13 protein-coding genes are annotated in these 18,514 nt (G+C 62.1%); 9 read left to right on the top strand and 4 right to left on the bottom strand.

All coding sequences use genetic code 11. The annotated features are described in order from the left end of the window. Positions 1 to 7: 7 nt before the first annotated feature. The gene (locus LVJ94_05585) at positions 8 to 1,723 is read right to left on the bottom strand and encodes a 4-alpha-glucanotransferase (GenBank protein ID WXB06704.1); all 1,716 of its coding nucleotides are present in this window, start codon (positions 1,721 to 1,723) and stop codon (positions 8 to 10) included. 142 nt (positions 1,724 to 1,865) lie between these two features. On the opposite strand from LVJ94_05585, the gene LVJ94_05580 reads away from it, so the two are divergent. The 3 genes from LVJ94_05580 to glgB are packed head-to-tail and all read left to right on the top strand — an operon-like array spanning position 1,866 to position 7,226. Continuing rightward, complete coding sequence (locus tag LVJ94_05580; protein WXB06703.1) at positions 1,866 to 3,863, top strand: DUF3416 domain-containing protein; 1,998 nt, start codon at positions 1,866 to 1,868, stop codon at positions 3,861 to 3,863. After that, complete coding sequence (locus LVJ94_05575) at positions 3,860 to 5,350, top strand: putative maltokinase (GenBank protein ID WXB06702.1); 1,491 nt, start codon at positions 3,860 to 3,862, stop codon at positions 5,348 to 5,350. The genes LVJ94_05580 and LVJ94_05575 overlap by 4 nt, the downstream gene beginning before the upstream one ends. A gap of 4 nt (positions 5,351 to 5,354) precedes the next feature. Continuing rightward, positions 5,355 to 7,226: a 1,4-alpha-glucan branching protein GlgB gene (gene glgB / locus LVJ94_05570; GenBank protein ID WXB06701.1), complete on the top strand. Its 1,872-nt coding sequence runs from the start codon at positions 5,355 to 5,357 to the stop codon at positions 7,224 to 7,226. Positions 7,227 to 7,238: 12 nt separating this feature from the next. Here the strand turns inward: glgB and LVJ94_05565 are convergent, their stop codons facing one another. Both LVJ94_05565 and LVJ94_05560 read right to left on the bottom strand, forming a co-directional pair. Then, entirely contained in the window at positions 7,239 to 8,390 is a 1,152-nt protein-coding gene (locus LVJ94_05565; GenBank protein WXB06700.1) for a sensor histidine kinase, read from the bottom strand. Positions 8,391 to 8,593: 203 nt separating this feature from the next. Beyond that, positions 8,594 to 10,294 carry an ATP-binding protein gene (locus tag LVJ94_05560; protein WXB06699.1) on the bottom strand — a complete coding sequence of 567 codons (1,701 nt, stop codon included), beginning with the start codon at positions 10,292 to 10,294 and terminating at the stop codon, positions 8,594 to 8,596. A 988-nt stretch (positions 10,295 to 11,282) separates the two neighbouring features. Here LVJ94_05560 and LVJ94_05555 point away from each other — a divergent pair. From LVJ94_05555 to LVJ94_05530, 6 genes are all read left to right on the top strand, one after another. After that, complete coding sequence (locus LVJ94_05555) at positions 11,283 to 11,537, top strand: hypothetical protein (GenBank protein WXB06698.1); 255 nt, start codon at positions 11,283 to 11,285, stop codon at positions 11,535 to 11,537. 506 nt (positions 11,538 to 12,043) lie between these two features. Continuing rightward, positions 12,044 to 12,472, top strand: a complete 429-nt coding sequence (locus LVJ94_05550; GenBank protein ID WXB06697.1) for a hypothetical protein — start codon at positions 12,044 to 12,046, stop codon at positions 12,470 to 12,472. An 835-nt stretch (positions 12,473 to 13,307) separates the two neighbouring features. After that, the gene (locus tag LVJ94_05545; protein WXB06696.1) at positions 13,308 to 13,499 is read left to right on the top strand and encodes a hypothetical protein; all 192 of its coding nucleotides are present in this window, start codon (positions 13,308 to 13,310) and stop codon (positions 13,497 to 13,499) included. 80 nt (positions 13,500 to 13,579) lie between these two features. Beyond that, on the top strand, positions 13,580 to 13,909 hold the full coding sequence (locus LVJ94_05540) for a hypothetical protein (GenBank protein WXB06695.1): 330 nt from the start codon (positions 13,580 to 13,582) through the stop codon (positions 13,907 to 13,909). 177 nt (positions 13,910 to 14,086) lie between these two features. Next, positions 14,087 to 15,271, top strand: a complete 1,185-nt coding sequence (locus tag LVJ94_05535) for a hypothetical protein (protein ID WXB06694.1) — start codon at positions 14,087 to 14,089, stop codon at positions 15,269 to 15,271. Further along, positions 15,268 to 16,002 carry a ferritin-like domain-containing protein gene (locus tag LVJ94_05530; GenBank protein ID WXB06693.1) on the top strand — a complete coding sequence of 245 codons (735 nt, stop codon included), beginning with the start codon at positions 15,268 to 15,270 and terminating at the stop codon, positions 16,000 to 16,002. The genes LVJ94_05535 and LVJ94_05530 overlap by 4 nt, the downstream gene beginning before the upstream one ends. A 1,531-nt stretch (positions 16,003 to 17,533) precedes the next feature. On the opposite strand, the gene LVJ94_05525 is transcribed toward LVJ94_05530, so the two are convergent. Then, positions 17,534 to 18,097, bottom strand: a complete 564-nt coding sequence (locus LVJ94_05525; GenBank protein ID WXB06692.1) for a hypothetical protein — start codon at positions 18,095 to 18,097, stop codon at positions 17,534 to 17,536. Positions 18,098 to 18,514: the final 417 nt, after the last annotated feature.

Raw genomic sequence — 18,514 nt, 5'->3', positions numbered from 1 at the left:
AGCAACGTCAGGCCCGCTCGAGCGCCTCGATCAGATCGGTGCGCGCGCGGGTTGCGTCGGATTTCGCGCGGAGGGCCATCGCCATCGCGCGCGGCACGTTCATCGCTTCGCCGCGCGCCACGTTGTCGGTGTATACCCCTCGGAAATTCTCCGGGACTCGCCACGTCCAGTTGACGTCGTCCACGACGCCGGGGCGATTGTAGACCGCACGCGCCCCGAGAAGGTCGGGAATGAAGACCATCACGTTTCGCGCTGCGCTGGTGAAGAGGGCGGCGAACATGGCCTGCGTCAGGCTCGCCACGTCGGTCCCAAGCGATCCGCGCGGCAGCGCGAGGCGCTCCTCGAGGTATCGCGCGCGCCCGTCGGCGATGCCTTGGTCGCGCCAGCGTTCGACCACGAGGAGGAGCGGCGCGGTGTCGTGGTTGCCGACCATCATCCAATCCGCCGGGAGGGCATTCTCGTGGCGGTAAACGTCGCGGGGATCCAGCGGGTTCGCCTTCTGGGTCACGCGAAAGCGCCCCAGGCCGTGCCGGTCCATCACGCGGCAGAGTGGATACGGTTGCGTGCTCAACACCTCGCATACCACACCGCGCAAATGGCGCCCCTCCGCCCTCATCATCCGGATGATGGAATCGAAGCGGGTGCCGTAGGCGTCCACCTGCGCCTCATCGAGGTCGCGCACCCAGCCGTCTGCGTGGCGCGGCAGGCTGCGATCGATCTGTGCGGGCCGCACGATCGCGTGCCGGGCGAGCGCGGGGTGATCCGGAAGGTCGGGCGACGCGAACAGACGCGCACCGTTCTTCACCGCGCGGATCGGATCGGGGTCCGAGACGTCGTACACCCAGGGGCAGACGAGGCCGTGCGGGTGATCGACCCGAAGCCCGTCGAGCTCGCGCAGCATCTTCGCGACGCGAAGCTCGAGCATGGCAAACGCCTCGGGCGCGCACGGATCGAGCACCGGATACCCCCACGGCTGCCCGTCGGGATCGGTGCGGCTCGGGGGTGCCCCCATCGCGTAACCGGCGAGCATCAGCGACTCGCGCCTCCAGCGATCGCACAGTGAGAGGCCGACTTGGAGATCGCCATACATCGTCAGCCCGTCGAGCGCCGTCCCCGCTCGCATCGCCTCGTGCTGCGCGTGGACGAGGAACTGCCCGAAGGCGAACGCGTCGCCAAGCTCGAAGTGCCCCGTGGCGCGCTCGTACGCCTCGTCGTGGTCGAGCCACGCGGCGTTCGTCGTCCGGAATGCGTCGTACCTCGCGCGAAGCGGCGCGGAGGCGCTGTGCGAGAAGCGCTGCCACGCGCCTTTGACCACCTCGCGCATGGCGCGGAAGGCGTAGGAGTACTGCACGCGATCGCCCTCGATGCTCGCGGGGCGCCCCGCGATGAGATCGCGCACGATGGCGCCGTCGACCATCTCCGCACAATCCGGATCGCGCGTGAGGCTGGGAAGATCGATCGACAGCACGCTCTTGGCAAACACGGTGCCGTCGTACGGCGAGCGATTGCCGAACGTTGTCTCCCCTTGCGGCCCCAGCTGCACGCCGGTGAAGCCGAGGCTCCGCGCGAAAGCGAACAGATCCCGTGCGCCGCGCGAGTAGGGTGACCCACGGCCAAGGTCCTCGCCTGCGAAACCGGGGAAGCTCGAATCATGGACAGCCAGAACGAGCTGCTCGATCCCGAGCGCTCGCCTCGCTTCGTGCAGAAGCTCCCTTGAGTTCATGAGGGTGCAATCAAGCACGGACGACCGTGCCTCTTCTAGCCAGTTCTAGCCGGCCGATGGCGTGTCTCACCACTCCGAGCCCCGTGGCAGAGCCGAAAAAAGAGCTTTTCAGCATCACAGTACGGGGGCAAGCTCGATCGCCATGAGCGAGAGAGCCGCAATCCCGCGCGAAGGACGGCGGCGGGTCCTGGTCGAGGACGTGACCCCCCGCATCGACGGAGGCCGCTATCCAGCGAAGCGAATTCTCGGAGAGCGCCTCGACGTCGGCTGCAACCTCGTCGCCGATGGTCACGACGCCCTCGCCGGGATCTTCTCTTACCGTCGCGTCGGCGACAGCGCGTGGCATAGCACGCCACTCGAAGGAGGGAAAAACGATCGATGGACGGCGTCGTTCGTCCCGGACACGGTGGGCTCTTGGGAGTTCGCGGTCGAAGGGTGGGTCGATCGTTACGAGACGTGGCGGCGCGGTGTCGCACGGAAAATCGAGGCGGGGCAGGACGTGTCCGTCGAGGTGCTCACCGGCGCGCAGCTCCTCGTCGAGGCGGCCACACGGGCGAGCGGTGCCGAGGCGGACGTGCTCGCGCAGGCAGCCACCCACGCACGTGACGCGAAGAAGGCTGCGGCCGATCGCTTCGCCGCGTCGTCGAGCGACTCCATCGCGGCGCTCATGGCGCGCCATCCGGATCGCGCCGACGCGACCCGATCGCCAACATTCCGCCTCACAATCGATCCACCGCGCGCGCGGTTCAGCGCCTGGTACGAGATGTTCCCGCGCTCCGCGGGGGCGCCGGGGAAGCACGGCACGCTGCGCGACGTCATCGCGAAGCTCCCTTACGTCCAATCGATGGGGTTCGACGTCCTCTATTTGCCGCCCATCCATCCTATTGGGCGATCTTTCCGCAAAGGGAAAAACAACACCCTCACCCCGGGTCCGGACGACGTGGGGAGCCCGTGGGCGATCGGCGCGGCCGAAGGGGGACACAAGGCGGTGCACCCCTCCCTCGGCACGGTGGCCGATCTCCGCATGCTCGTCACCGAGGCGCGCACCCGCGGCATCGAGGTGGCACTCGACATCGCGTTCCAGGCCTCTCCCGATCACCCGTACGTCAAAGAGCACCCGGAGTGGTTCTTGAAGCGCCCCGACGGGACGATTCAATATGCCGAAAACCCGCCGAAGAAATACCAGGACGTCTATCCGTTCGATTTCGAGTGCCAGGCGTGGGAGAGCCTCTGGATCGAGCTTGCGAGCGTCGTAACGTTCTGGTGCGAGCAAGGAGTGCGAATCTTCAGGGTCGACAACCCGCATACCAAGTCGCTCCGATTCTGGGAGTGGTGCATCGCCGAGGTGAAGCGGGAGCACCCCGAGACGATCTTCCTCGCCGAGGCATTCACGCGCCCCACGTTGATGTACGCGCTGGCCAAGGCGGGATTTACCCAGTCCTATACGTACTTCACCTGGCGGCACACCAAGGGCGAGTTCACCCAGTACCTCACCGAGCTCTCGCGACCTCCGGTGAGTGACTTTTATCGGCCCAATTTCTGGCCGAACACGCCGGACATCCTCCCCGAGCACCTCCAATTCGGCGGACGCTCCATGTTCGTCCAGCGGCTGATCCTCGCCGCGACCCTGTCGAGCAACTACGGAATCTACGGTCCGCCATTCGAGCTGATGGAGCACGTCGCCCGCCCCGGCGCCGAAGAGTACATCGACAACGAGAAGTTCCAGCTTCGCACATGGAACATCGAACGCGAGGACAGCCTCAGCAACATCATCACGCTGGTGAACCGGATTCGACGCGAGCACGCGGCATTCCACGACAACCGGATCACCTTCCACCGAACGGACAATGAGCAGCTCCTCTGTTACAGCAAGCGGAGCGCGGATGGATCGAGTGTCGTTCTGGTGGCGGTGAACCTCGACACCGCCCACCGCCACGCGGGGTGGATCGATCTCGACCTCGGCGCCCTCGGAATCGACGGGGGGGAGTCGTTCCAAGTGCACGATCTCCTCGCCGACGCGCGGTACCAGTGGCAGGGAACGCGGGCATACGTCGAGATCGATCCGGGGATCATGCCGGCACAGATCTTCCAAGTACGCCGCCGTATCCGCACCGAGCACGAGTTCGAGTACTTCCTATGAACAACGTCGATCCCAACTTGAGCGGCGTAGAGGCTGCGCTTGCGTCGTATGTGGCCGCACGGCGATGGTTCCGTGGGAAGGCCCGGAGCATCGCCAAAGCGACACTCCGCGAAACGATCCCGCTCCCGATCGACAGCGGGCGGGCATGGATCGGGCTGGTCGACATTACGTATGCGGATGGCGCAACCGACGAGTACACGTTGCCCATGATGACGGTCGACGCGGAGCGGGCGGCGGTGATCCGCCGCGAGCGGCCGCACCTCTTGGTGCGCGATTGCGCGGACGGCGGTGCGGTGGTCGACGCCCTGGGAGACACGCGGGTGCTGCGCGCACTGCTGCCCTTGATCGGGCGCGATGCGGTGCTCGAGCACGACGGCAGCGTGGTGCGGTTTCGACGTGGGACTCGAACGATCGAGGCGTTGGACGCCGAGCCGCGGCCGGTCGACGTAGAGCAGTCGAACACCAGCGTGGTGTACGGGCAATCGTACATCCTCAAGGTGATTCGCAAGCTCGACGCGGGCGTGAGCGCGGACCTCGAGATGGGAGAATTCCTCACGCAAGCCGGGTACGCCCACGCCCCAGCGGTCGCCGGCGCGATCGACCTGGCGCGCGGAGGGGCGGAACCCGCCACGCTGGGGATCTTGCACAGATTCGTCCCCAACCGTGGCGACGCGTGGGCCTTCTTCCTCGGGCGGCTCGCGCAGGTCGCCGAGCGCCCGCCCGCCCCCGGTGCCGACCCGCTGGGCGACGATCGGGCGCGGGTGCGCCTCCTCGCGACGCGGGTCGCCGAAATGCACGTGGCTCTCGCCTCGCGAAGCGATCTCGCGGCATTCGCCCCCGAGCCGATCACGCGCGACGAACGGGAGCACATGGCCGAAGCGGTCCGGCACTCGCTTCGCGCGGTGTTCGCCGAGTTGACCGGGAAGCGTAGCGGCTCACTCCCAGCCGATGCCGTATCACTCGTGGCAGTGCTCGCCGCGCGCGCGCGGGACTTCGAGATCCGGCTCAATCGGTTCGTCGAGCGCGAGATGGCGGCGTGGAAGACCCGCGTGCACGGCGATCTCCACCTCGGCCAAGTCCTCGTGAGCGACGATGACTTCGTCATCATCGATTTCGAGGGTGAGCCATTGCGCCCCCTATCCGAGCGCAAAGCCAAACGCTCGCCGCTGGCCGACGTCGCCGGGCTACTCCGCTCGCTCCACTACGCAACCGTCACGGCAGCCCGCGCGCGCGGCACGCCGGAGGCTCGAGGCGCGCTCCAAGCGTGGCACGTCGAATCGAGCCGCGAGCTCCAACGTGCCTATTTTGCTGGCACGCGGGAACAATCATTCCAGACCGCCGCGGGCGACGTCCAAGCAATGCTCGACTTCTACGCACTGGAAAAATGCACATACGAAGTCCTCTATGAGCTCAACAACAGGCCCGACTGGGTCGCGATCCCGCTCGCCGGGCTCACCGAATGGATCGAGCGCACCGATGCCCCTTGAACGGATGACCCCCCTCGATCTCGAAGGCTTCAACCATGGCGCCGACGCACGCGCCTACGAGAAGCTCGGATCGCACTTCATCGACGGCGGCGTCTCGTTCGCCGTGTGGGCACCCGAGGCCGAACGCGTCAGCGTGATCGGCGACTTCAATGGGTGGCGGGCCGACGCGTCGCCGCTGCATCGAGTCGGGGACACCGGCGTGTGGCACGGCGTCGTAACCGGCGCGCAGCCCGGGCAAACGTACAAATACCGGATCGTGTCGAAGTACCAACAGCGCGTGCTCGAGAAGGCCGACCCCTATGCGTTCTTGCAAGAGGTCCCCCCGAAGACGGCGTCCGTCCTGACGCGCCACAGCTACGAGTGGCGCGACGAGACCTGGATGAAGGGACGGCAAGATTGGCAGGCACTAGGGTCGCCGATATCGATTTATGAGTTGCACCTCGGATCGTGGAAGCGGGTGGCGGAGGAGGGATTTCGCTCGCTCAACTACCGGGAGATTGCCCCGCAGCTCACGGAATACGTGAAGAAAATGGGCTTCACGCACGTCGAGCTGATGCCGGTGATGGAACACCCGTTCTTCGGCTCGTGGGGTTATCTGGTGACGGGCTATTTCGCGGTGTCCCACCGCTACGGTACCCCCGACGACTTCATGTTTCTCGTCGATACGTTGCATCAAAACGGGATCGGCGTGATCCTCGACTGGGTCCCGGCACACTTTCCGACGGATGCGCACGGCCTGGCCGAGTTCGACGGCAGTCACCTCTACGAGCACGCGGATCCGCGCCAGGGGTATCACCCGGAGTGGAACAGCTACATCTTCAACTATTCGCGCAACGAGGTCCGGAGCTTCCTGCTCTCGTCCGCCATGTTTTGGCTCGATCGGTACCACGTCGATGGCCTGCGCGTCGACGGCGTATCCTCGATGCTCAACCTCGATTACGCGCGGAAAGCAGGGGAATGGATTCCCAACGAGCACGGCGGACGAGAGAATCTGCACGCGATCTCGTTTCTCAAATTGCTGAACGAGACCATTTATCGGAACCACCCCGGCGTCCAAACCATGGCCGAAGAATCCACGGCGTTCCCCCTCGTGTCCAAGCCAACCAGCATCGGTGGCCTTGGATTCGGGCTAAAATGGGACATGGGGTGGATGCACGACACCCTCGAATACATGCATCGCGATCCGTTGTATCGCGCGCATCACCACCGCGACATCACATTTCGCTCGATTTACGCATGGAGCGAGAACTTCCTCATGCCACTGTCACACGACGAGGTGGTGTACGGAAAGGGATCTCTCCTCGGAAAGATGCCGGGCGACGAGTGGCAACGCTTCGCGAACTTACGCCTGCTCTTTTCGTACATGTGGTCGCAGCCGGGGAAAAAGCTCCTCTTCATGGGAGGGGAGTTTGGGCAATGGACCGAGTGGAACCACGACGGGAGCCTCGATTGGCACCTCCTCGACCTTCCGATGCACGGGAAACTCGCGAGACTCGTGGGGTCGCTCAACCACCTCTACAAGACGGAGCCGTCGCTTCACCGCAAGGACACCGAACAGAACGGCTTCGAGTGGATCGACGGAAGCAACGCATCGATGAGCATCCTGACGTACCTGCGGCGGGCGGAGGACGAACGTGACGTGACGCTCGTGGCGCTCAATTTCACCCCGACGCCGCGCCAGGGATACCGCATCGGCGTGCCGCGCAGTGGCACGTGGCGTGAGGTTCTGAACAGCGACGCAAAGGAATTCGGCGGAAGCGGACACGGGAACATGGGAATCGTGGAAACCCGCCCGATTCCGTGGAATGGGCGGCGATTCTCGATCAACGTCACCCTTCCCCCGCTCGGCGCGATCTTCCTCAAGTCGGAGACTTGAAGGAGCCGATCTTCACGAGGATCGGCCGATGCCGAACGACTTGATGGAGCGCGCTCCCTCCATCAACGGAAGCGTGAAGCAGAACAAAGCGCCGCCGCCCGGTGCTTCGTGAGCGGAAACGCTTCCACCGTGCGCGTCGACGATACCTCGGACGATGGCAAGCCCAAGGCCAACTCCGTGGCGACCCGCGTCGCCTCCTTGCCAAAAGGGTCGGAAGACTTGATCGCGTTGCTCGGGAGCAATGCCCGGCCCCGTATCGCATACTCGGAAGATCGCGCCAGCAGTCGATCGTTGGAGCTCCACCCAGACGCGCCCACCCTGCGGCGTGAACTTGAGGGCATTCGAGACCAAATTGCCAATGGCTTGTTCGATGCGAGCAGGATCGCACTCGATCCGCAACTCGTGTTCTGGAAGATAACTCGTCATCGCGATCCCCTTTCGATCCGCGCCGTGACGGAACTGCTCGAGGACCTCGGTCACGAGGCTACGCGCGTCGACCTGCTGCGACTGAATGGACATGTGTCCGAGCTCGAGCTTGGACATGGCAAGCAAGTCCTCGATCAGCCGCGTCATCTGCTTGGTGCTTCGTTGGATCGTCTCTCCAGCTGCAACGACCTCGGGTACGGCACTCAGCGTCAAGAGCTGAGCGTGCCCGTCCACGACATGAAGAGGGTTTCGCAGGTCGTGTGCAACGATGGCCATGACCTGCTCACTTCGAGCAAAAACCTGCGTCTCGACCTGCTTGGCGTTGACTGCCATCATTTCGTCGATAGCCAGGTGCACCACCCTTGATTCATCCAACGTGAGGACGATGCGATTTTCAGCGCAGAGTTCGAGCAGGACATCACGGAAAATGGATAGCTCGCGAATGGTCTCTTCTGCCGTGTAGTGCACATCAATGCGGTGCTGAGCGTGCGCGGTGCCAATTTCCTTCGCGCCTACCGAGTGTCGGCCACTCCCGTCACGCTCGTCGCCGAAATCTCCGGCCGCGGTTCTTTCAATCATGCGGTCGATGAGCACCGGTAGATTGTCTTCAAGCGCCGGGCGCCCGAGCCTGTTGGCCGTAGGAACCTCGGGATCGTCGAGAACCCGCTCGAGCCATCGGTCGATGAGAACCTGCCGCTCCTTCTCGAGAAGATTTGCCAATCGGCCGGGATTTGTCATCTCGGTCGAAGCTCGTTCGCGATCGCTCATGTCTCATTAGGCGCTGATTCGGGCGCCATGGCCAGTCGAGATGCACCTCATACGTGCGCCGCGCGGCGGACAGTTTGTGTAGAAAAGCGCACCCCAACGACAGGGACACCGATTTCTTTGCACGCGGCGCACTCATCCCCATCAGCTGCGCGTGTTTTGCCGAATGTCAGATGCTAATTCGTTTTGAGACGCCGTTGTGCACCGCTGGCGTGGAGGAGGTCATTCATGACACGTAGCAACACGTTGTGATTGGCGGGTTTGGCCATGTGGTAGTTGAACCCAGACTCGAGCGCGCGCTTCATGTCCTTTTCGTAGGCGTAGGCCGTCAGCGCGATGGCCGGAGTTGCACCTCCCTGATTTGCGGGACGTGCTCGGACGGTCTGAAGAAACTGGTAGCCGTCCTCATGTGGCATACCGATGTCGCAGACGATAATATCCGGCTCGAAGGACACTACGGCTGCACGCGCCTGCTCGGCGGAGGCGGCGAGGTAAACCTTCGCTCCGCGCGTGCGAAACAGGACATTCAAAAGATCCCGCGCATCTTCCTCGTCATCCACGACGAGTACACGAACTCCAGTGAGATTCGCCGTCAGAAGGTCGCTCTCGGTTTTTGCGGCGGGAGCTAGTCCAGCCGCGGCATCCTCCTGGGGAGAACCTAGCGCACGGATTGGAATTCGCGCCGAGAAAGTGGCGCCTTGTCCAGGCCCGTTGCTTTGGACCGCGACATGGCCGCCGTGCATCTCGACGATGTATTTGACGATGGCGAGGCCGAGGCCCACACCTCCTGTACGTCGCGTCGTTCCCACGTCAGCTTGTCTAAAGGGCTCGAAAATATGCGGGATGAACTCTGGCCCAATCCCCTGACCATCATCGGAAACGGAAAGAAGCATCGATGAATGGTCTCGCCGCAGGGAAACCGTAACAAGACCTCGAGGCCGCGAGAATTTCACGGCGTTCGACAGAAAATTCCAGGTCACCTGCTGCAGGCGGACCCCGTCTCCCACGAGCGCCGCGGGCGACTCGATGCTGTCGATATCGAGTCGTATGTCGCGGGCCTCGGCGGCCGGCCGCACGACTTCAACCGCATCTCGGACAATGGCGCCGAGGTCAATCGATTGAAGCTCCAGGCGCATCTTGCCGGCAATGATTCGCGACATGTCGAGCATGTCGTCCACAATGGTGATCTGCGCCTGGGCATTGCGGAGGATCGTTTGGAGGCCCTTTTCCGCAACCGTCGGATCCGCCCCGGAGAGAACAAGCTCCGCCCAGCCCACGATGGCATTGAGCGGTGTGCGCAATTCGTGGGAGATCGTGGCAAGGAACTGGTCTTTCACCCGGTTTGCTTCGACCAGTTTCTCGAACTCGAAGCGTTCCTCTTGGACCTTCAGGCGCTCTTGCGCCGCTTCGAGCCTCTCTCGCTCCGCCTTCACCCGCTCCGTCAAGTCGCGCGTAACCTTCGCGAAGCCGACGAGGTTCCGTGAATCGTCGACCAGTGCCGTGATAATGACATTTGCCCAAAAACGAGAGCCGTCCTTGCGCACGCGCCATCCCTCGTCCTCGAACCGGCCCTCGCGCTCGGCAACCTCGAGTTCCCATTCGCACTTGCCCGCCTCCACGTCTTCTCGTGGGTAGAAGTTAGAAAAATGCTTCCCGATGATCTCGGACGCCGCGTAGCCCTTGATGCGTCTGGCGCCTTCGTTCCAGGTGGCTACGACACCACGCGCATCGAGCATGAAGATCGCGTAATCCTTGATGCTCTCAATCAGTAAGCGAAAGGTGGCCGGTATTCCGACTTTCGTAACGGGTTCGTCGAATGACCGCGCTTGTTCGCCTAGCTCGGAATGCCTTTCGCGTGACTCGTCGTATTCTGCCATCGTCCTTTGTTGCCTCGAGAAGAACTGAGATTTCGCCGGTCGATCTGCCGCGGCGGGCGTCGGCTGGGTGTGCGAATGCGTTTCGGGTGTCGCGTCTTCATCGGCGCGTGAACGCGCCTAGGCGGCACGTTCCGCGCGGCGTTTGTCCGTGGACCGTGATGTGTTCTTCCTCGTATCCGTGGTGGCCGCGACCGCCAAATGAACGATCTCGTACTTTTTGATACGTTGCAGGTCCTCCGGCGGGCCCTTCGCAAGCGCGCGCTTAAGCTTACGTTGCATCATGAGCAACGCATCGAGCCGCGATGCCGAACGGCTGGTGCAGCCGGGCAAGAATGGACACTCCGCGATGATCATGCCCTCTTCGTCCCGAAGAAGGATCGGAAGGTTTTGGCTCGGATCCAGTGTAAGAATTGCGCGCGGGGCGGGCCCGCGGTCTGACCGCAGCAATCCGTCCACGAAAGAACGTTCTATTGGTTTGAGCACCGGCTAGCCTCCTCGTGATGGCTGGCCCCCCAGAAGCGCGCCGCACGACTGTGCTGCGCTCTTCTGCGGCTGCCCTCAGCAGAACTCGGACCAGGAGCCAAACTTCATGAAACGATGGCACTTCCTCTATTTTTCAAGGGCGCGCGCGCGGAACCGCTCGACAAAATTGCCACAACCGTGCGCGACATCGTAGCGAACTCGCCACTACGGGTTTCGCGTGGAGCCGGGGGAGCGCTTCGCCGTCAGACCGAGGGCAGTTTCATGGGCCGAAAGAGCGCGGGTCGTCACCAAAACCAACCGGTCGCCTGGCAATAACGTATCGACGTTCGCGATGCGTAGAGGCGTCTGTATTCACATGCCTTGACCAGCAAAGGGGGATGATTATTTGGCATTGCGAGGTCCCCGAGTCGCCCCGCAGCCTCCTTGGTTCTCGCGGAGCGCGATGACGGTGGTCCTCACCTGTGGCTTCCGCGATTTACGGGGAGCCAGCTCCGCGAGGTTTCCCATGCGCACCCGAAGCTTTCGTACCATCGATCCTTCGCTGCTCGAGCCCGACGATGACGACCCCCTCGATCCGCTGTCCACCTTTCCCGAGGTCAAGCAGTGGATCGCACGCGACATTCAAGACGACGACATCGGCTTGCGGCAGCTACTGGAGCGTCCCGAAGCGCTTTCACGTTCTCTTTCGCTCTGGCGCAAGGCGATGGCCGACTATCCCATGATCCGAAAATCGATGGCATCCACATCCCACCGTCGCTGAAAGGAGGCATGTCATGTTGAACTGTTATCACGACACTTATGGCCATTCTCGATATAGATCCACCGCGACAAGGGACAACTCACCATCGAAGCCCGCCGAAACGCGCAGCAGGCGCCCGGCACACCGGTAGCAGGTGAATACCAACCGCGCGACTATTACCGAGCATTCGCGATTCCTCAAGGGATAGACGGCTCGATGATCGTAGCCAGCTTCGCTGAGGGCGTGCTCCGCCTGCAATTACCGAAATCGGAAACGCTCAAACCAAGGCGCATTGAGGTCAAAGCAGGGTGACCCTGATACGGCACGTACGCGTCGAAGCGCGGTAACCCGGCTCGCTTTGCTGATTCTTGGAGTCGGCACCGCAAGCGCACAAGCCGTGCGGATGAGAAATGCATCCCGCGATATCGTCCGCACGGCTCGCATTGCGCGAGTTTCCGCACGGCCACCACACGAAGAGTACAACTGGGACTCCGGTCAATCGATCCGGCCGCCCGATTGGAGGTTCCGTGGACTTTACTCCGCAGGTGCTCGAAGTCATCGACGCCGAGCACGTGTACATCAGCGTCGCAATGCGCGTGAAGGTCTGCGCTGTCTGTCAGCGACCGATGATTCCGGCGGCGGACCGCATGCCTCTCTATTCGACGGGCGAAATGTATATGACGGTACTCGAGCAAGCCAAACGCGCCGGCTGGCCCGAGGTCACGCTGTACGCCCACAGCGTCGACGGTCGCCACATCTGCGATGACTGCGCGGTAGAAGGGCACGCGATGTTTCGTTGCGCCTTGTGTGAGCGGGAGCGAGGTCGCAGCGAGGTCAAGGCGCGGTTCGGCACCAATGCCGAATATCTTTGCAAATGTTGTTACGAGACGGTGCCCGCCGCGCGATGGGAGGCGAAAGCCGAGGAGCTTGCGCAGAAGCACAGATTCGATTTCTAGCGTTGCACGCGCGCGGCCCATTGGTCGAAACGTCGAAGGGATCCACACCGCATCGACGGGGCCGCCGTTGCGCGCATCCGGCATACGTTACCCGACCCGAGTTTTCGAAACAGCGTTTTGACGATACGGTGCTGCCTGTTCAAAAGAGTAATTGCATTCATGGGCACGTTCCCTTCATGGCTCCTTCAGCAATCAGCGGCAGCAATCACCGGGCCATCTATTCTCAGAAACATGGCACTGGAGGACCGTCGCGCTAACCGCATTGCCGGTCCCATCCGGCGCCGCGACGGCCGCCCGACGCACTGCCAAGCCCCGAGCTTGGGGTATTGGAACTTCCATTTCCTCCCGGCCCAGCACTGGTAGTCCCCGAGCCTTGCGTGGTGGTCATGTCGTTGCCTGGCATCGCGGCGGCACCCGCGGTTGTCGGGGCCTCGGAGGTCGTAGGCGGAGTCTGCGCAGGGGGTTGATCGCTGCCACCACATCCCACTACGAAGGCCATTGCGGCCCCCCAAATCGCGCCAGGTATCCAGTCGCCATGTGCGATTGTCATGTAGAATCTCCTGATCTGGATGTGAGCAAGCTATTCGGCGCCCGGTCGGCGCCACGTCGCGCTTCGAGCAACGAGCATGCCGCGCCTTATCCTGTGCCGATCGCCGCCGCGGCAGACGCTCACGTCCGCACGCAATTCCCGCAAAGGGACCGCAGCCGTGACAGTCTGTCGCGTCGCTGGGGGTCCTCAATCCCCGGCGAAGTTTCGACTTGGGCTTCCCACGGCGTCATCGGTGGGCATGCGTCCGCGACGCAGAGCTGCGCGGTGTAGAGCGTACTCACAACGATGCCGAAACCGAGTGCGGCAGCCGTCAAGAGAACCGCGGGATGGGTCCGTGAATATTTCCAGGAACTTCCAGGGCATTTGCATATCAAGTTGGTACGCTCGGTCACCGACAAGTTCGGCATCGCATTGCCCATCGTTTCTTCGAGCATGCGCGAACCGCCGCCGGGGAGGAAAGCCACCGGCGGATTTTGAACATGGATATTGAGAGTCGTTGCCGCCACGGCCGCGTGGCCCGGTCCGCGCATAGCAGTTCGCCGACAAAGGAGCCTGACATGCCTTCTTCGATCCCGAGCGACGTGCACGATCGCCTGTCCGAGATGCACGCGCTTCGGCATGACGTGCGCAGCCGCCTACACCTTGCGGGAATGGAGGAAATACTGGAGTGGCAGGAGCTCGAGCCCGCGACGGTCGCCATCGAGCTGGAACCCTACACGCCCCATTTGGCTAGAAGGCTCGACGAGATCATCGCGCGCCTTATCCACCTACGCGCGGCCATCGTCAGCGACCTCCTCGAGTCACGCACGGTCTTCATAGAAGCTGTCACCCCCCTCGATCCCGACGGCTGCGAAGACAGGTCAACATCGCTCGAATGGGAAATCTGACCTCCTCGCGCGGCGCCACACTCCGCTGACGAGGTCGCGTTTCGTCGCATGTGACAAAAGCGTGCGCCGCGCTGTGGTCCCAAGCGGTCCTTGGCCGTTCCCCGTTGCATGAACTGGCGAGCTCGCGAGCCGCGTACACGGCTTGCAGAGAGGCCGGCCCACCGACGAGGAGCTCTCATGACCATCGATATTTTCAAAGAACGCGGTATCTCTCTCGAGAAGCAAGAATTTGACTGGAGGGACCTCGTGCGAGTTCCCTACAGCAAGCTCGATGATGACGCGTTCACGCGCGTCCGCGTCATCCTGATGAATGGAATCGAATCCGAAGCGCTGCGTTTTAGCCATGCATGCGCGCGGGTCAATAAGCCTCTTCAGCTGCAGCTCGCACGCGTACGGCGCGTCGAGCAGCATCAGCAGACATTGGTTAACTGGCTAAACCCGCCCGACCAAAACGTGCTTGAGACCACGATTGGCTTCGAGCAAGTGGCCATCGAAGTTACGGCGAGTGTTGCCATGCACGAGCCCGATCCATACTTGAAGCAGGTTTATCACTTTGGGATGCTCGAGGACTTCGATCATCTCTACCGGTATGCCGCCTTGATGGACCGACTTGAAGGCAAGGATGCCAACGCCCTAACGCAATGCTACACGGACATTCGGGCCGGACGTCCTACGTTGGTGGAGCATCGCGCGCCGGAGGACGACCTTCGCGAACCGTACGACCGCGCAAAGGCAGCGCCCATCTCGAAATTGAACGCGCTCACCATCATGGCCGGCGAGCATCAAACGCACGACTACTATATGACGGTAGGTCCGACCTTCGCCGATCCTGTCGCTCGGCAACTCTACGCGGAGATCGCCAGCATCGAGGAACAGCACGTCACTCAATACGAATCGATCATCGACCCCTACGAGACCTGGCTCGAGAAGTGGCTCTTGCACGAAGCCGCGGAGGTCTACAACTACTTTGGTTGCTACTCGCAGGAGTCCAATCCGCGTATCCGCGATATTTGGGAACGCTTCGTACAATACGAGCTTGGCCACCTGCACTACGTCATGGATCTCTTCAAGACGGTGGAGAAGCGTGATCCCGAAGAGGTTTTGCCCGCGACGTTGCCGACGCCCGTCAAATACGCAAGCCATCGCACTTACGTGCGAAAAATTCTGAATCAAGAAGTCGACCTGCGCGCAAACGGAACGCAAATCGTCCCCTTGAAGGATGATTCTCCTGCCTCGATTGCGTACCGCGACCGAATGAACGCAACCGGCTCGCCGTCGCAAACCGTCGCCGCTGGATACACATGGGCACCCGGTGGCGAACTAGCAATGCGAAACGGGAAAGCGAAGGAGGTGCAGCCGTGAATAAAGACGAGGAGACCATGGCCATCAATCGCACTGGCATTCAGGGCGTACCGTCGCGCACGAAGGACCTGCTGGAGTCCCTCAGCGACGCCGAGCCCAGCTCCGCAGGCGACGCCGATCTCATGGCTGCCGAGCGCAACACGTACGTCGGAGCAGGGCTCGCCGTGGGGCATCCGCCGCCCGCGCCGGCAAAGGAAGCCAACGATCCTGCAGCGGACGTGAGGAACGTGCTGGCCGTCGGCGTCTTGGTCGACAAGCTGGGAGAGCGGCTTGCCTTTGAACGAAGCGGCGTGCGGCTCTACGATGCCCTGATCGCGAAGCTCGACGCCTCGGGCAAGCTCGAGGGCGGGCCGAGCCGAGATGAACTCGTCGACATCCGAGATGACGAGCAGCGGCATTTCAAAATGGTCCAGAAGGCGATCGAAACATTGGGCGGCGACCCCACGGTCGTGACGCCATCGGCCGACCTCGCCGCCGTAAAGGCCATGGGCCTGCCCCAGGTGCTCACCGACCCGCGCACCACCCTGGCGCAGGGCTTGGAGGCCATCTTGGTCGCGGAGCTCGTCGACAATGACGGTTGGACGCTCTTGATTACCTTGACGGAGAAGCTTGGGTACAAAGTCGCCGCCAAGCAATTCCGAGAGGCGCTGCAATCCGAGGAGGAACATCTTGCCAAAGTTCGAGGATGGGTCGAACGCTTGACGATGAATCCCGCTGCGCTTCTGAGCTGACCGAAGACTCGCAGCGAGTGCCCGTCGAACCCGCTCCGCAGTTTCGGGGACGACGAAGTGTCGGTGGCGATTTGAAGCTTACGGGATTACCAATGTGAAGATTAGAGGAGCGCGCGAGCACGGTAACGAGACTCGCCGGAACCGACGGACTCGCTACCGAGCTCGCGCGCTGGACAAGCGCCACCACGACAAGTTTAGAACGTTGATCGAGGTTGGAAACAGCCCAAGGAAGCAAGATACAAGTTAGACCTTAAATATTTGGCAACGGAGCTTCATAACCAGGCAATTGGAGCCTCGCCCAGCGAGGATGCGTGGCGCTGCGAATTCGGGAGCTAAAACGTTCCGACCACGGACAACCCGTATCCCGTATGATCAAGTTGCGAGGGAGTCACCTGCCATTCAAGTTTCTGCTTTTGAGCTACCGGAGCCACGTGGCGCTTGCGCTCGATGACTTCGACACAGCGCGTCTCCGGCCATATGACGGCACCCAAGCCGCGCCCCCTACCTCTTCTGAAGGGATGGGGGCGTAGTGCACGACGAGCAACAGTTGAACGAAGATGTTGTCTTCGGCTTTCGTCTCGACCCGGACCCTGAGTTCCTGGACTGGCCACCGGTGATGCATCGTAAAGCACGATCTAAAGCGTTTTTCGTGCCATCGCGACATCATTCTCGCTGATAGAGCCAGTGCGTACGTGCTCACCCGATCGCCTCGCCGCGAAGAGAACCAAACTTCACCTCGAGAGCTTCAGACCAGCTCTTCGGCGTCCGCGTGATGCAGCCGAATGCTCACCTTCGCGGCCGAGTTCCAGTTTGCCCCAAAGTGACTTTTATGTCCGCGTGTTTCCTCGACCACGTCGCGCCTCGACATCGATCGAGCCCGGCGGGCGTTACGGCTTCATGCGCCCGCCTGATGCGGATAGGAGTCTCTTTTCGCGGTCAAAATCCCGCTCATTGTCAGGTCGAACACGCCAAATGGCATGCTGTCTGCCCCACCGGTCCTCTGGAGGAGCGGACGGGTGACTCATCCTACTCAATCATTGGGTCATCGAACGCAACACGCGATCGCAAGAGCAGCTCATTTCCGACCTACTCGACGTGAGCCGCATCATCTCCGGCAAGCTGCGCCTCGACGTGCGCGACGTCGACCTCATCGCCATCATCAACGCCGCCATCGAGACGACAAGTCCGGCGGCCGATGCGCGGGGGATCGCAGTCGTGTGCTCGTTCGATGAATCCGTGGCGTGGACTACCGGAGACCCAACGCGTCTTCAACAATGCATTTGGAATCTTCTCTCGAATGCCATCAAGTTCACGCCGCAGGGTGGGCGCGTCGCCTCGCTCTGCACCGCGGCAGCTCCAACGTCGAGATTACCATCAAGGACAGCGGCATGCCACGGAGGAGGCCGTCGCCGACGCGAGGCCAGGCGCGAGATCAAAGGTGGGCTTGCACCGTTCTGGTCGTCCTCGAGCGCCGCTCACCAACCCCAGATTGCGAGGGCGAGCACCTTTGGACTGAGTATGTTTTCGCGTTCTACTTCGGAACGATTCCCAGGACGTAAACGCGTGTCCCTTCGAAATTGGGACACCCATTGGGTAACCGCGTGCAGGTGTTGCACGAGAGCTGCCCGGCCGCATCTCGACAAACGCGCTTTCCCTCGCAGCCCGTCGGCGCCAGCTTGAAACTCACCTTTTCAGGGCGGCACACTCCGTCTTCCTTTCGATAAAGGTTCTTTACCTCCGACTCGGCGAGTTGACGACCGAGTCCGAGATCGACGTGGTCGTACCGCTTGTGCGTTCCGAGGGGTGCTCCAAGGTCGAGCGACGCGGACCGCGGGATGTTCACGCTCTGACAAGCCTCGAACGAGGCATGAAGAACGGGCTGGGTGCAGCGCGCATCGAGATAGTTCCCGATGAAGAACCAAGGTACGGGGCGATCGCTGTCAGCGCAGTTCGCGCAGTTCGCAAGTGACTCCGCCGAAGACGACATTGGAGCCGCCGATGTCGAAACGGGCGGCGAAGAGCCCTTCGTCGGCTCGGAGTTGGAGCAACCCGCAAGAAAAACGAAAGACACGACGATCCAGGCGCGCAAATTCATGTTGGTCCTCCTATCGGCCGCTGATGACGAACGGTTGCGTGCCATGGCAGCGCTGCAAGCGCGGGCTCGTGCTTGTTGTCGCAACGTCACGATCTGCGGCGCGATGGTTCGATCCAACCGCTTCCTTACTTCGTCGACAGGCCGAGGAATGCATCGAGACGACCGTCATCAACAGCGGAGTCTCCGTCGAGCGCTCGTACGAAAGGCGCGCCCGACCGTTTCTCCATCAAAGAAACTGGTCAGTCATGACCGACTCGTAGCCGGCGCATTTACTGACAAAAGGGGATTCCTCCGGCCATTTTCGTAACCGGCCAAGTGACATCGAGATCGGAGCGCTCACGGCATGTTCAGCGGCCAGCGCACATCGCCGTTGATTTCCAAGTACGATTTGCGAATATTCGAACCTAGGGGAGGGGC

This window comes from Sorangiineae bacterium MSr11367 (assembly GCA_037157805.1).
Classification (GTDB): Bacteria; Myxococcota_A; Polyangia; order Polyangiales; family Polyangiaceae; genus Pendulispora; species Pendulispora rubella.
The sequence above is the reverse complement of the archived record's forward strand: the minus strand, read 5'-3'. Positions and strand labels throughout refer to the sequence as shown.

What these genes read in the sequence shown, in the direction of transcription:
- LVJ94_05585 (WXB06704.1), bottom strand. Translation starts at nt 1,723, where the DNA reads ATGAACTCAAGGGAGCTTCTGCACGAAGCGAGGCGAGCGCTCGGGATC.
- LVJ94_05580 (WXB06703.1), top strand. Translation starts at nt 1,866, where the DNA reads ATGAGCGAGAGAGCCGCAATCCCGCGCGAAGGACGGCGGCGGGTCCTG.
- LVJ94_05575 (WXB06702.1), top strand. Translation starts at nt 3,860, where the DNA reads ATGAACAACGTCGATCCCAACTTGAGCGGCGTAGAGGCTGCGCTTGCG.
- glgB (WXB06701.1), top strand. Translation starts at nt 5,355, where the DNA reads ATGACCCCCCTCGATCTCGAAGGCTTCAACCATGGCGCCGACGCACGC.
- LVJ94_05565 (WXB06700.1), bottom strand. Translation starts at nt 8,390, where the DNA reads ATGACAAATCCCGGCCGATTGGCAAATCTTCTCGAGAAGGAGCGGCAG.
- LVJ94_05560 (WXB06699.1), bottom strand. Translation starts at nt 10,294, where the DNA reads ATGGCAGAATACGACGAGTCACGCGAAAGGCATTCCGAGCTAGGCGAA.
- LVJ94_05555 (WXB06698.1), top strand. Translation starts at nt 11,283, where the DNA reads ATGCGCACCCGAAGCTTTCGTACCATCGATCCTTCGCTGCTCGAGCCC.
- LVJ94_05545 (WXB06696.1), top strand. Translation starts at nt 13,308, where the DNA reads ATGCCGAAACCGAGTGCGGCAGCCGTCAAGAGAACCGCGGGATGGGTC.
- LVJ94_05540 (WXB06695.1), top strand. Translation starts at nt 13,580, where the DNA reads ATGCCTTCTTCGATCCCGAGCGACGTGCACGATCGCCTGTCCGAGATG.
- LVJ94_05535 (WXB06694.1), top strand. Translation starts at nt 14,087, where the DNA reads ATGACCATCGATATTTTCAAAGAACGCGGTATCTCTCTCGAGAAGCAA.
- LVJ94_05525 (WXB06692.1), bottom strand. Translation starts at nt 18,097, where the DNA reads ATGAATTTGCGCGCCTGGATCGTCGTGTCTTTCGTTTTTCTTGCGGGT.